Raw genomic sequence first — 12,932 nt, forward strand, 5'->3', positions numbered from 1 at the left:
GGCCAGAATGCCGCCAAAAGCTGCAAAAAACCCGCAATATTACAACGTGTTGATAAACGTATGCGATTAGTTTTAGTAAAAACCGTTTTTATCGCCTGTCTGGCTTGGACGCTGCAAGGCTGCGAGACCCTGGATGCCTTTATGAGCAAGGATTCTTCGGCTAATAATAAAGATGAAGAATACGCCGGTTGGGACGATAAAATGTTCCATGAAAAAGCCAAGGAAGCGCTGGACAATAAAAACTATCAAAAAGCGGTGACTCTTTACGAAGCGCTGGAATCGCGTTATCCGTTCGGCGACTATGCGGCTCAGGCCCAATTAAATGTTGCTTACGCTTACTATAAAAACGACGATCCGGAAGCGGGCTTAGCCGCCGCTGACCGCTTCATTAAAATCCATCCACGTAACCCCAATGTCGATTATGCCTATTATCTGAAGGGCCTGATCAATTACAACCGCGGCATCGGCTTTATAGACCGCTTTCTGCCCACGGACTCTTCGCAACGCGATCCCGGTCCGGCCAAAGATTCTTACGATAATTTCCAGGAATTGATCCGCCGCTATCCCAATAGCCAATATGTTGCCGATGCCAAACTGCGGATGATCGCACTCCGCAACAATATGGCTATGTACGAAGTTCATGTCGCCGACTTTTACATGCGCCGTAAAGCCTATGTCGCCGCTGTTAACCGGGCTAATTACATCATCAAGGAATATCAACGCACCCCGGCGGTGCCGTTTGCCTTGCAAATCATGCAGGACGGCTATCGGCAGTTGGGGATGGACGAGTTGGCCGCCGACGCCGAACGGATTTATACCTTAAATTATCCAGCCGGCGCACCGCAAGCCAATTACAAGGATGAAGGCGCCATTCAAAAAGTGTGGGACGCCATGGGCCTGGATAAATAAAACTTGCGCCGTTTGACCTTTTTGCGGCCTGCTTGCTTAGGCTGGCTGCTGTTAAATACCGGCTTTGGATACGCAGCCGAGCCGGTACCGCTGTTTCAAAACCGCTTTTTCACGTTGTCGCAGAACACTGAACTGGTCTGCGCTACCAGCCAGCAACACTTTACCCCTACTGCGGCCCTAGCTGACATCATCCGCTTTTATGAAGCGGGCCACCCGGGCTTGCGCAAACAAGCGGTGGCGGTGCTGACCGATCATAAAAACCAGGATTATCTCGACGACTTGGCCGATTACCGCGAAGATTGCGCCAACAATATCGCCGGCGAACTCTGCGTATTGGAAAAATATTGGGACGACCGCGAAGCCGCCTGGCGGGCTTTAGCCTTGTTCTACGACACCAAAACCGTGGTCAAACACAGCGATGACTATCGCTACGAAGTGCGGCGCTTCAACGTAGATCATCTGCGTCTGTTCGAAAAAGCCATTCGCAAAATCCCGGCCTTTTTGCGGCAAAGTATCAGCAAAGCCAAGCCGGTAGATAATCTGGAACAGGAAATTGCCGACAAGCCCACGGTGATGCAGGAACTGATTCGCGATGCGTTTCAGGAAGACTACAAAAACAGCATCTGGCAGGATCATACTCATCCGTTGACGCTGGTGCCGGGCATAGGCTTTCGCTCGCAGACCGTGGCACAGGTGTTCAGCGGTCAAAACCTGATCGTGTTTACCGTCAAGGCCTTCGACAAGGGCAAGGAAGGCGGCACTTACCGGGACATCGGCGTGCAGTATTTGGTGGATTTTCGGCTGCCTATCGTCGTGCATGAAATCGCCCACACCATCGATAATTTCCATTTCTGGAATGGCCAGGACGATCTGTATTTTTTCTACAAATACCACAAGATTTCCAACGACGAAGACATCATGAAAATCATCGCTGAGGCAAAATTGGCGTTGTGGCCTTCGAAATGGTTCGAGGCCTTTGAAGCTTTAGGCGAAGTCAATGAAGGCCGTTACGACGGCACCACCCAGGAAAAGTTGGCCGAACTGGTGGCGCAATACATTCTAATTCCGGAACGTTTGCAACAAAGCGCGCCGGCCGCTTATCAATGGCTACGCGAGGACATCTTCCGCGGCATCGAATACCAAGGTTACGACCGCTGCGAGGTGCCGCTGACCAAGCCGCTAAGCTGGTGGCAATACGCTACCGGCAAGATGCTGGGCCAGTAACGCTTTATGCTATGCTGACCGCGAATTTTAACCTTGCTAAACCATTGTCTAGCCATGAAAAAACCGCAAAATCTATCCCTGCAAGAACAACTGCTTAAATCCGGTCTGAGCAACGACGCCAAGCTCAAACAAGTCAAAGCCGAGAAGCGTAAACAAACCAAATTGGAACGCAATAATGGCGTCGAGACCATCGATGAGGTGAAGCTGAGTGCGGAACAACTGCGCCAGCAACAAGTAGAGCGCGACCGCGAACTGAATCGGCAACGCAAGCTGGCAGAAGAACAAAAGGCCTTGGGCGCGCAAATCAAGCAAATCGTCGAAATGAACCGTATCGCGCTGGATCCGAACGGCTTGGCTTACAACTTCACCGACGACAACAAAGTCAAAACCCTATACGTGGCTGAAAAAGTGCGGGAGGCCTTGATCAATGGTCGGGCCGGTATCGCCACAGTAGACGGACATTATGAGATCGTGCCTGCGGAGGTCGCTCGCAAAGTGCAGGCGCGGGATGCGGGTAGTATTGTGGTGTTGAACGAAGCCACGCAGGATCTGGCGGCCGCCGACGATCCGTATGCCGAGTTTCAGATTCCGGACGATTTGATGTGGTGAAAGCCGCAGGTTGAGCGGAGTCGGCAAGCGCTTCGGCTCCGCTCAGCGAACGGCTTATCGCGTCTCGACCCGTTTAAACCTTCCGAAAAATCAAATCCCAAACCCCGTGACCCAAACCCAAACCACGGTTTTCGAACTTGGTTAACGGCCGATAAATCGGCCGTTCGCAGAAATCTTTGCTGGCACTGGTGTTTTGCAAACCGGTGCCGGCCGATAAAATCCCCAGCATATCCTTGGCGTAATGCTCCCAATCGGTGGCGGCGTGAAAATAGCCGCCGGCCAGCAATTTTTTGTTCAGCAATTCCACGAAACTGGGACGGACGATGCGGCGCTTGTGATGGCGGCGCTTTTGCCAAGGGTCGGGGAAAAACAGATGCACGCCGGCCAAGCTATGGTCGGCAATTTTTTGCTCCAGAATCTCGATCGCGTCGTGGTGGTAAATCCGCACGTTGTTAATGCCGCGCTGCTCCAGCAACATCATCAAATGGCCGACGCCGGGGCGGTGCACTTCAATCCCCAGATAATTCAAATCCGGATTGGCCTCAGCCATCGCCGCCAGGCTGTCGCCGTTGCCGAAACCGATCTCGACAATCAACGGCGCTTGCCGGCCGAAGGCTTGCTCCAGATCAAAATCATGCTGCGGCGACAGGCAATATTTATCCCAATGGCTTTCCAGTGCTTGCTTTTGGCCGGCAGTCGCGCGGCCTTGGCGGCGGATGAAGCTTTTGATGCGGGCGGGGTCGATTTTTTGGGGTTCGGTCATGGAAAAATTTCTTGCTGGCCTGAATGATAGGATAGTAACGTCAAGATATTATTAGGCGATGGCGATGGACACAAATTGCGGCAGATGCAGCTGGCTTCGTTAAGCGCCACATTGCTCCATCCTAGCCTTTGCGGCCTGACCAAACACCGAATCCGGCTCCTTGTTAATGATTCGTTCTAGTACCGACGAACTGGATTTTTCTAATAAATTGATTGCTCGGAGCCTGGCCGAAGCGTGGTGGGCGTTTAATGCAGCCAGTTCAGTCAGATAGCCGCTAGTATCGCTTAGCAATTTGAAAATGACCCGTTCCGGGTCCTCGGTGAAGAGGTCCCGCACTAGTTCGTCATATCGTTCTTGGCAACGAATCAAGTCGCGGCGATCAATTTTTTTTCGGCTCGGTAGGATCGTCACAGCAGGCCATTGTCTTAAGTTTTTTGACCGTACTCGGAGATTAGCTGCTGAAATTCGAATTCGCAGCCACCGCAGCCGGATGCCGCGCCGGTAATGCGGGAGATTCGTTCCGGATCGGTGACGCCCTCGTCAAGTAGTTGTTTGATTTGCTGCTCGGTGGTGCCGCTGCAGTAGCAAACTACGTCGTTTTCGGTGTCGGGCTGGGCGGTCATGATAAGGATTTTAAGCGTATCAACTCAAATTCTACAGAGTATGTCTTTTGGCAGTGGCTTCGGTTTGTTGGGTTACGCCCTATTGGGCTAGCCCAATCTACGTTCTCAACATGTTTGGGTTGAAATCTTGGGTCACGCCCTATCGGTTGTTAACCCAACCTACATTCCGTATTTAAAAGTTACAAAGATAAAAAATCCAATTGAAGTTACTGCAACTATCAGTATTACTTTCTTGTGCAAACTCTCGAATTCCAAATTGGGGATTATAGTTTTTAATAAAAAATAGACCCCAAGAGTAATCGCTAAAATCAGAAGTTTTATTACCAACTGCTCTGATAGTTCCACAGAGTCCCCATTACAGAAACAACCCATCAATCGGCGAAGAGGCCGAAGCAAAGCGCTTGCGCGGCATGCGTCCGGCCAGGAAAGCTTCGCGGCCGGCTTCGATGCCTTTTTTCATCGCCGAAGCCATCAATACAGGATTTTTCGCAGCGGCTATCGCGGTGTTCATCAACACGCCGTCGCAGCCCAGTTCCATCGCCATCGCTGCATCGGACGCAGTGCCGACGCCGGCATCGACCAGGATCGGCACTTTGGCGTTTTCGACGATGGTCAAAATGTTGTAGGGGTTGCGGATACCCAAGCCGGAACCGATCGGCGCCGCCAAAGGCATTACCGCCACGCAGCCAATTTCTTCCAGGCGCTTGGCGGCAATCGGGTCGTCATTGGTGTAGACCATCACGTCAAACCCCTCTTTGACCAGCAATTCGGCGGCTATGTAGGTTTGGGCTACATCGGGAAACAAGGTCAGTTGATCGGCCAATACTTCCAATTTGACCAATTTATGACCACCCAATAACTCGCGCGCCAAACGACAGGTGCGCACCGCATCTTCGGCAGTGTAACACCCGGCGGTGTTGGGCAAAATCGTGTATTTGTCCGGGGAGATCACGTCCAGCAAGCTCGGTTCACCGGGATTCTGGCCGATATTGGTGCGGCGAATCGCCACCGTGATAATCTCGGCGCCGCTGGCTTCGGTAGCCAGGCGGGTTTCTTCCAGATCCTTGTATTTGCCGCTACCGACCAACAAACGCGAGCGGTATTGTTTGCCGGCCAGCGTGAAATAATCGTCTTCGCCGCCGCCGATAGCCTGTACGATTTCCAATCTATCGTCAGCTTGCAAGCGTTGGCTGTCGTGTTGGGTAAACGGCAGGATTTCTTTGTTCAATTCCACGGCGATGCGTTTGCCGGTCAAGCCCAAATCGGTAATTACGTCGGCAACGGTGGCGTTTTCGCCATACTCGCGATGATCGCCATTGACCTGTATTTTCATGCGTTAAACCTTGTGTGTTTTGGCGGCGCGGCGGCGTTCCACGGCGCCGGCCAGATGATGTAACAATTCGGCGCTATCGTCCCAACCCAGGCAGGCGTCGGTGATGCTTTGGCCGTAAGTCAGCGGTTTACCTTCTTCGACATCCTGACGGCCGCCTACTAGGTGGCTTTCCACCATTGCGCCAATGATGCGGTTGTCGCCGCCGCGAATTTGGCTGGCCACGTCCTCGGACACCAGCATTTGCCGCTGGTATTTTTTCAGGCTGTTGGCGTGGCTGAAATCGATCATGATGTTCGGCCGCAAACCGGCCTTCTCCAGCCCCTCGGCCACTTGATCGACACTGACTTCGTCATAGTTCGGGCGGCTGTTGCCGCCGCGCAGAATGATGTGGGCATCTTCGTTGCCGCGCGTCGAGAAAATCGCCGAGCGGCCTTCTTTGGTGAGCGACAGGAAGTGGTGCGGACTCATCGCGGCATTGATCGCGTCAATCGCGATTTGAATGCCGCCATCAGTGGCGTTTTTGAAGCCGACCGGGCAAGACAAGCCGGACGCCAATTCCCGGTGCACCTGGCTTTCGGTGGTTCTGGCACCGATGGCGCCCCAGGAAATCAAGTCCGAGACGTATTGCGGTGTGATCAAGTCCAGATACTCGGTGGCGGCCGGCACACCAAGATTATTCACATCCAACAATACTTGACGGGCCATCCGTAGGCCTTTGTTGATGTTGAAGCTGGAATTTAAATCCGGATCGTTGATCAAGCCTTTCCAACCTACCGTGGTTCGCGGCTTTTCGAAGTAAACCCGCATCACGATCACCAGGTCGTCTTTCAACTCGTCCATGATCAGTTTCAAGCGCCCTGCATATTCCACTGCCGCTGCCGGATCGTGGATGGAGCAAGGACCGATAATCACCAGCAATCTGTCGTCGGCACCGGTCAGAATGTTGTGAATCGCTTCCCTGGCATGCAGAATGGTGGCTGCGGCCTGCTCGGTCATCGGGATTTCTTCATGAACCTGAATCGGCGCCACCACATCCTTGGTTTCACAAATTCTTAAATCATCGGTGTTATAGTTAGTTGGCATGACGCTCAGCAATACGCTTTCAGTAGATGGATTAATTGGCTATTTTAACCGTTTTGCCTGTCGGTGTTACAAACTAATGCCGAAACCGACCTGAGAAAATACGGACATGACAGACGACAGACCCATTAAACGCTGCTTGACGGTGTGCCTGGCGCAATCGTTCGAATTCGCGCAATTGCGGGAAAAACTGCTGGATACCACCCGCGCGCAACTATTTAGAAACGCTTTGGTGGTCGATTACAAAACCGGCTGCGCGATTGTGTTTGCCTATGGCGTGATGGTGTGCTGGAACCTGAATCTCGACGACCGCCGCGCCTTGCAGGATTTATTGCTGGATTATGCAATCAAACCCGACGCGGAACCGCAGGAAGACAATTTCAGCTATGAAATAGGTTGCGAGCAGGACCGGATTCAGCACGATCATATCGAATTGCAATCTGCCGACTTCAAAGTGCTGTTGGCGCTTTCGCACGCGATGGCGCAATCGATCAAATTAGCGGCGTTCGAAGGCCACGCCATCGACACCATCCGCGCCACCAGCCATTTGCCGCAGTCGCTGGCGCGGGAAGGCAAAATCAAGCTCAATCGCAAAACCATGGCGATGATCCGCGGCCAGTTGTTTCTTACCAAGAGCGACATCATCCTTAATTACGATCTGCTGGATACCCCGGAATTTTTTTGGGAACATCCCGAATACCAGCATATTTATTCAATGGCGGCCAATTACCTGGAAATTCAGCAACGCACCGACGTATTGTCAAAAAAGCTTGAGACGATACACGAGCTGCTGGAAATGCTGGCAGATGAACAAAAACACCAGCATTCCTCGGCCTTGGAGTGGATCATTATCTGGCTGATTGCCGTGGAAATCGTGATGTCGATTTTGGACAAGCTTTTTTAGTTAGCCCAACTCTCAGCGGCCCAATTCGGCACCGGGTTTGCAGCAAGCTAACGCTTGCCCAGGAAAATCAAGGGTTGACGGTATCGACCGGCTGCCGCGATAATCGGTCCAGAGATTGAACTCGCTCACAAAAATATTGGTATCCCCTGCGCCTCCACTTAGTCTTGCTGCTAAGTATAAGAAGTCGCACCACTAAATTTACTTTAAGGACAAACCATGAAAATACTAACTGCCCTATTAGCGACGTTTTTGTATTCGGCTAACGCGACTGCGGCTCTTGAATTTACTTTTTCAGGCGATTTCGTCAATTTCAGCACCGGCAATTTTTCAGGACAAGTAACGGTCGATGCTTTGTCACCGAGCTCCAGCGACGTTTTTCCGGCGTCAGGCAGCGAATCCGCCAGTTTACGTTTGGGCTACTCGCTAAGCGCTCCGCTTTCCATGTTAGCTAACGGACAAGCGTTGGCGATCGATAACGACCACGCTGTGCTAAATATCGTCGACAACGCCACCGTCAGCGAAGCTCAGATAAACAGTCAGGGGTTTACCAGTACCCAAGTAATGCCGGGCACTTATGACATCCTGACCCTTCATATGGAATCGGCTAGCAACCAATACGATGACAGTGGCCTGTTGGTATCCGGTGCGGAATTTTCGGTGACAGGTTTTTTTGATCAGCTATTACTGGGCGGGGTAGACCTTGATCCGACTAAACTGCCCAGCCTGTTTGGCTTAGCATTTGCCGATAATTTGAAGTTTTTGGTTTTTGAAGTTAACCGAAAATTAGGCGACAGCGAAGATTTTCGTGGCGCTGGTGTCATTACCGCCAGTGACATTGTCGACACTCACGTGTTTACCCCCGTGCCGTTACCTGGCGCGGCGTGGCTATTTGCAAGCGTTATCGCCGGATTAGGTTTGCGGATGCGCAAACCAGCTTAATTGCCTAATATCAGGATGAGTCAGCGCCTGTGCCAAGCGTTGCCAGGCTGACTCGTCCTTCGGTAAGCCGAAACGCACACTGGCCGGCTCCTGAAACAAGCGGGTCAGAATACCCTGCCCAGCCAATAAATCGTGCAGCTTAGCTGCCTGCACGCACTTCACCCATTGAAATAAATCGCATCCACCGCTGGGTGGCCAACCGCTGTCGGTCAATAGCTGCTGTAGTCGTTGCCCCTGCTTCGCTAACGATGCAGCAGCGGCGGATTGCCAGCTTCGATCAGCCAAGGCCAGTGCAGCGACATAACGGCCTGGATGGCTGATAGCCCAGGGCCCAAGCCGCTCAGCAAGTTTCGCCAATAAGTCCGACTGGGTAATCACGAAGCCGCAACGGATGCCGGCCAAACCAAAAAACTTACCGACAGACCGTAATATTATCAAACCCGGCCGCACAGGTAGTGGTGCCAGACTGTATTCGGCGGGCAAACTATCGATAAACGCTTCGTCGACTAGTAGCCAGCCGCCACGCCGGCTAAGACTTTCATGCCAATTCAATAGCTGTTGCCGGTTCCATAGCCGGCCAGTGGGATTATTGGGATTGACCAAAATCAACACATCCAACTCATCCAGCCGTTCGTCTATTGCCTCCGCTTCGACTCTGACAACTTGATGCCCAGCTTTTTGCCAACTGCCGGCATGCTCGGCATAGGCAGGGTGCAGCAAGCCCACTCGTGATTTCGGCCGTAACAAAGGTAACGCTTGAATTGCCGCTTGCGAGCCGGCCACCGCCAGCAAGGAATCGTTTTGATAGTAGACCCGCGCTGCTGCTAATAAGTCGTCATCATCTTCCGGTAGGCGTTGCCAGCATTCGGCAGGAATGGCAGGCACCGGCCAGCCGTTAGGGTTGATGCCGGTGGATAAATCCAACCAGTCGGCCAAAGGAATGCCATATTGGCTCGCGGCTTGTCGCAAGCGGCCGCCATGTTCAAGCAAGGAAGTCTCCCGCGCCGATCACGACTAGCCATAACAGTAGAGCCCGGTACATCAATGCGCTGGCGCGTTCAATATCGCCGTTTTCCGGTAGTTGTGGGCCGCCGAACCAGGGTTTTTGTTTCAGTTGGCCGTGATAACAAGCCGGCCCGCCCAGCTGCAGCTGCAGTGCGCCGCCGCCAGCTGTCATCACCGGTCCGGCGTTAGGGCTGTCCAGTAGATGGGCTTGCGTCCGCCAGGACTTGATAGCCTGTGTGGTGTTGCCGAGCAGGGCATAGCTCAAGGCCGTCAAGCGTGCCGGCAACCAATTCAGCAGGTCGTCGAAGCGCGCGGCGGCCCAGCCGAAATATAAATAGCGTTGATTTTTATAGCCCCACATGGCATCCAGGGTATTGCTGAAGCGGTAGAGCAAGGCGCCGAACGGCCCCAATACGACGAACCAGAACAAGGGCGCAAACACCGCGTCGGCACCGTTTTCCAGCACCGATTCGATAGTTGCACGGCGTACGTCGGCCTCGGTCATCGCTTCGGTCTGACGGCTGACGATTTTACCCACCTGTTGCCGCGCTAACGGTAAATCGCTATCCGCCAAGGCCGAATGAACGGCCAGCGCATGTTGCTGCAAGCTACGGGCTGCGATGCAAAAATACAAAACCAGTACATCGATTGTAGTTTGCAGCGGTGGCCAACTCGGTACAAGCCGCAACCAGAGCAGACAGGGAATTAAGACTATTGCCACCGCCAAAAAGCCGCTGACTCGTTGACGAAAAACCGATTGCTCGTTGTTTAACAGCCGCATTTCTATAGCGCTAGCCCATTTGCCGAACATCACTAGCGGGTGATAAGTATTGCGCGGCTCGCCCAGCCAAAAATCGATGGTTACAGCCAACAAAATGCTGAGGGTGAGAATCATGATTTACGTTGGATAAACAGGTGTTGCAAAACTGGAAGAGCGGAAGGGCATGCTTGCCGACATAGTCCTGATCAGCGCGGCGATGAAAATCGCCGCGCTGGATTCTGGAATGCTGTTAGAGGGCTTCGCGAGTGGTTTTGGCGGCCAGTAAGGATTTTACGACAGTTACCAAGCCAAAAATGACCACACCATAGATCAAGGTGGATGTCATATAAGGCGGATAATACATCGCAACGCGCTCAATATATTGCGCGAATGAGCCGTTGGGATAGCGTCCGGATAGCCAGTAAAAACTGCCGTTGGAAAACAGAAACGCGATGGATGTAGCTGCTACTAGAGCCATCAGGCGTTGCGCGGCGTTGGCTATCGACAACCCAGTGAATTGTCGGCACCATTTGCCACCCAACCACATCGCGCCGTAAGAGCCGACCAGAAATACGTAGGCTTTGGACACGCAAAAATCGCTGACACCAAGTTTAGTGATCGCCAAGTAATCAATCAGCACCGCTTCCGCCAGCAATAAGGCGAACAAATAGCGTCCGCCTAGCCACAAGCCGGCGAAAAAAAACACCGCCAATGAAGCGTCCGGCAATGCGAACGGGGTGCCGAAATGGTGAAAACGGGTGGCCGCCATCAACGCCATCAACGCGACCGCGCCGGGTTTAACAGCCAAGGTTTGATTCAAACTCATAGGGTTCTCCAAAAAAGGTTTAGTAATTGTAGTGGATCGAAAAATAGAAATTTCTGCCGAAGCTGTTATAGGTGTTAACCGTTTGATAGCGTTTGTCGAACATATTATTCAGTTTGGCGCTTAACATCCAATTTTTGTCGATGCGATAAGTGGTACGCAGATCGGCGGTCATAAAGCTGCCTAGACGGACCCGGTTCGCGGCGTCGTCGAATCGTTCGCCCTGAGCCAGCACGGAGGCACCAATATCAATGTCACCGAACGAGCGCGAGACATCATAGGACAAGCTTTCCGTCACTCGACGCGGCAGGCGCAAATTAGTCTGCCTGTCCTTCGGTGTCATCAGGTTCATGCTTAGTTTGTTGTTCCAGCCGAGAATTTGCGTGGACACTTCGGCTTCTATGCCGTCTATCTGCGCCTTGCCGATATTTCTGGCGGTGGACGGCGTGCCGCTAAATACAATCAAATCCTCGATATTGGTGTGATACGCGCGCAGCTCCCAATTGGCCCAATCGTGATGGCCGGCAAAACCGGCTTCGAAGCTGGTGGACTTTTCCGGACGCAAGCCGGGGTTGCCGAAGCCTGGGAAGTATAACTGGTTAAAGGTCGGCGCCTTAAACGCATTGCCGAAACTGGCAAAAGCGCTGATACCGTAATCCCAATTAAACCGCCAGCCGAAATTGCCGGTGACACTATCGCCGAAAGCCTGGTTTTCGTCCCACCGCAAGGAAGCGTTCAAAAAATGCTTGTCGAAAATCCGGCTGTGCAAATCAGCGAACACTCCGACATCGTAACGCGAGGTTTCGACATAGCGTGTGGTGCTGTCGACTTCGTCGAAGCGGTAATCGGCACCCACTGTCAATTGGTGATCCTTATGCAAGGCCAGTTCGTTCAGCCAGCTGGCGTTCCAGCGTGTGGTGTTGAAACGACTGGTAAACCGACCGTTATGCCGAAACTGATCGGCATCGTCCATGCTTTGTCCCACCCGCAAAGTGGATTTCCACCTATCGCTGAAATTTGCGCTGGCTGTGGCTCCCAGCGTCTGATTGACAAACTCAGTGGTGCTACTGATGGAATTGTCGATCTCGGTTTCGCCTTCGGCTCGCAGGAAAAATGCTTCCAGTTCCGCGCCGTTGTTGAAGCGGTAACCGGCTTTGGCATTCAGACTGGTGTTGTTATAGCCGTCGCGGTCCGGATTATAGCCGCTCGCGACGCTGACACCACTCAGCGCATTGATGCCCTGGCTACCGAGTTGAGCGGCGCTCAAGCTATACCAAGCCTTGCCCCATTTACCGTTGACGGCCGCCGAGCCGTTATAGGTGTCGTATGAGCCTCCGCCGGCTTCCAGCGCAATGTTCGGCCGTTCACTGGTGCCGCCCTTGCGAGTAAATATCTGAATCACCCCGCCGATCGCTTCCGAGCCATACAGGCTGGACTGCGGGCCTCGAGTGATTTCCACCCGTTCGATTTGATCGATAGGAATAAACTGAAATGCGCTGGTGCCGGTGGTCACCGAGCCGGCCTTGATGCCGTCGATTAAAACCAGTACATGATCGGAGTTAGTGCCGCGCAGATAGACATTGGTATCCTTACCGTAACCGCCGCTTTGCACCATATCAACGCCCGGCGTGCCTTTTAGTAACTCAGGAAGGGTTCTAACCTGAAGTTTCTCGATGTCCTGACGATTATAAACCGTCATCGCCGTGGCTAATTCGTTCTGCCGAGTCTCGGTTCGGGTAGCCGTCACGACTGTTTCGGCAAGGTTGATAGCCTCATCGCCGGTTGCTGCCCACACTGTAAAAGGCGTACTCGCCAGCAATAAAGATCTGTATAGAATTGTTTGCATATTGTCCTCTGCGCCCGCCGCGCATCCGGGTGAAAAAGGACAGAGGAAAAACGGAAAACGAAAAAGACGGAGGCAGGCTAGGCATGGACTCAGACCATTCCGTCAACAGCCCTC

General features: G+C 52.8%; 13 protein-coding genes. 5 read left to right on the forward strand and 8 right to left on the reverse strand.

Annotated features, from left to right (window positions below; genetic code table 11):
• The first annotated feature begins 60 nt into the window (after nt 1-60).
• Genes ACWAU0_RS08120 through ACWAU0_RS08130 form a run of 3 tightly spaced genes read left to right on the forward strand, consistent with a single transcriptional unit; the run spans nt 61 to nt 2,742 of the window.
• The gene (locus ACWAU0_RS08120) at nt 61-909 is read left to right on the forward strand and encodes an outer membrane protein assembly factor BamD (RefSeq protein ID WP_171697229.1); all 849 of its coding nucleotides are present in this window, start codon (nt 61-63) and stop codon (nt 907-909) included.
• Between the two features lie 3 nt (nt 910-912).
• Nucleotides 913-2,133 carry a hypothetical protein gene (locus ACWAU0_RS08125; protein WP_458138872.1) on the forward strand — a complete coding sequence of 407 codons (1,221 nt, stop codon included), beginning with the start codon at nt 913-915 and terminating at the stop codon, nt 2,131-2,133.
• Nucleotides 2,134-2,187: 54 nt separating this feature from the next.
• Nucleotides 2,188-2,742, forward strand: coding sequence for a DUF2058 domain-containing protein (locus ACWAU0_RS08130; protein ID WP_458138873.1), 555 nt, complete (start codon nt 2,188-2,190; stop codon nt 2,740-2,742).
• 73 nt (nt 2,743-2,815) lie between these two features.
• Here the strand turns inward: ACWAU0_RS08130 and trmB are convergent, their stop codons facing one another.
• The 4 genes from trmB to aroG form a co-directional block, all read right to left on the reverse strand.
• Complete coding sequence (gene trmB / locus ACWAU0_RS08135; RefSeq protein ID WP_458138874.1) at nt 2,816-3,505, reverse strand: tRNA (guanosine(46)-N7)-methyltransferase TrmB; 690 nt, start codon at nt 3,503-3,505, stop codon at nt 2,816-2,818.
• Between the two features lie 425 nt (nt 3,506-3,930).
• The gene (locus ACWAU0_RS08140) at nt 3,931-4,128 is read right to left on the reverse strand and encodes a (2Fe-2S)-binding protein (protein ID WP_458138875.1); all 198 of its coding nucleotides are present in this window, start codon (nt 4,126-4,128) and stop codon (nt 3,931-3,933) included.
• Nucleotides 4,129-4,483: 355 nt separating this feature from the next.
• Entirely contained in the window at nt 4,484-5,461 is a 978-nt protein-coding gene (gene thiS / locus ACWAU0_RS08145; RefSeq protein ID WP_458138876.1) for a sulfur carrier protein ThiS, read from the reverse strand.
• A gap of 3 nt (nt 5,462-5,464) precedes the next feature.
• Complete coding sequence (aroG, locus tag ACWAU0_RS08150) at nt 5,465-6,544, reverse strand: 3-deoxy-7-phosphoheptulonate synthase AroG (protein ID WP_319961620.1); 1,080 nt, start codon at nt 6,542-6,544, stop codon at nt 5,465-5,467.
• A gap of 106 nt (nt 6,545-6,650) precedes the next feature.
• Between aroG and ACWAU0_RS08155 the strand changes: the two genes are divergently transcribed.
• Together ACWAU0_RS08155 and ACWAU0_RS08160 are read left to right on the forward strand one after the other, a co-directional pair.
• Nucleotides 6,651-7,445 (forward strand): RMD1 family protein, encoded by a 795-nt coding sequence (locus ACWAU0_RS08155; RefSeq protein WP_033156832.1) that lies wholly within the window; start codon nt 6,651-6,653, stop codon nt 7,443-7,445.
• Between the two features lie 216 nt (nt 7,446-7,661).
• Complete coding sequence (locus tag ACWAU0_RS08160) at nt 7,662-8,384, forward strand: hypothetical protein (protein WP_458138877.1); 723 nt, start codon at nt 7,662-7,664, stop codon at nt 8,382-8,384.
• Here the strand turns inward: ACWAU0_RS08160 and cobD are convergent.
• The 4 genes from cobD to ACWAU0_RS08180 all read right to left on the reverse strand — a co-directional run bounded on the left by cobD (nt 8,355) and on the right by ACWAU0_RS08180 (nt 12,818).
• On the reverse strand, nt 8,355-9,374 hold the full coding sequence (gene cobD / locus ACWAU0_RS08165; RefSeq protein WP_458138878.1) for a threonine-phosphate decarboxylase CobD: 1,020 nt from the start codon (nt 9,372-9,374) through the stop codon (nt 8,355-8,357). The two genes, ACWAU0_RS08160 and cobD, sit on opposite strands and share 30 nt — an antisense overlap.
• Nucleotides 9,367-10,284, reverse strand: coding sequence for an adenosylcobinamide-phosphate synthase CbiB (gene cbiB, locus ACWAU0_RS08170; protein ID WP_458138879.1), 918 nt, complete (start codon nt 10,282-10,284; stop codon nt 9,367-9,369). Before cbiB ends, cobD begins: the two co-directional genes overlap by 8 nt.
• A gap of 115 nt (nt 10,285-10,399) precedes the next feature.
• On the reverse strand, nt 10,400-10,975 hold the full coding sequence (locus ACWAU0_RS08175) for a hypothetical protein (RefSeq protein WP_458138880.1): 576 nt from the start codon (nt 10,973-10,975) through the stop codon (nt 10,400-10,402).
• Between the two features lie 19 nt (nt 10,976-10,994).
• On the reverse strand, nt 10,995-12,818 hold the full coding sequence (locus tag ACWAU0_RS08180) for a TonB-dependent receptor domain-containing protein (protein ID WP_458138881.1): 1,824 nt from the start codon (nt 12,816-12,818) through the stop codon (nt 10,995-10,997).
• Nucleotides 12,819-12,932: the final 114 nt, after the last annotated feature.

The organism is Methylomonas sp. Uni0009, assembly GCF_054188105.3.

Bases quoted from the DNA above. Each gene is read 5' to 3' on its own strand.
- ACWAU0_RS08130 (WP_458138873.1), top strand. From the start codon at position 2,188: ATGAAAAAACCGCAAAATCTATCCCTGCAAGAACAACTGCTTAAATCC.
- trmB (WP_458138874.1), bottom strand. From the start codon at position 3,505: ATGACCGAACCCCAAAAAATCGACCCCGCCCGCATCAAAAGCTTCATC.
- ACWAU0_RS08140 (WP_458138875.1), bottom strand. From the start codon at position 4,128: ATGACCGCCCAGCCCGACACCGAAAACGACGTAGTTTGCTACTGCAGC.
- ACWAU0_RS08160 (WP_458138877.1), top strand. From the start codon at position 7,662: ATGAAAATACTAACTGCCCTATTAGCGACGTTTTTGTATTCGGCTAAC.
- ACWAU0_RS08120 (WP_171697229.1), top strand. From the start codon at position 61: ATGCGATTAGTTTTAGTAAAAACCGTTTTTATCGCCTGTCTGGCTTGG.
- thiS (WP_458138876.1), bottom strand. From the start codon at position 5,461: ATGAAAATACAGGTCAATGGCGATCATCGCGAGTATGGCGAAAACGCC.
- aroG (WP_319961620.1), bottom strand. From the start codon at position 6,544: ATGCCAACTAACTATAACACCGATGATTTAAGAATTTGTGAAACCAAG.
- cbiB (WP_458138879.1), bottom strand. From the start codon at position 10,284: ATGATTCTCACCCTCAGCATTTTGTTGGCTGTAACCATCGATTTTTGG.
- ACWAU0_RS08175 (WP_458138880.1), bottom strand. From the start codon at position 10,975: ATGAGTTTGAATCAAACCTTGGCTGTTAAACCCGGCGCGGTCGCGTTG.
- ACWAU0_RS08155 (WP_033156832.1), top strand. From the start codon at position 6,651: ATGACAGACGACAGACCCATTAAACGCTGCTTGACGGTGTGCCTGGCG.
- ACWAU0_RS08180 (WP_458138881.1), bottom strand. From the start codon at position 12,818: ATGCAAACAATTCTATACAGATCTTTATTGCTGGCGAGTACGCCTTTT.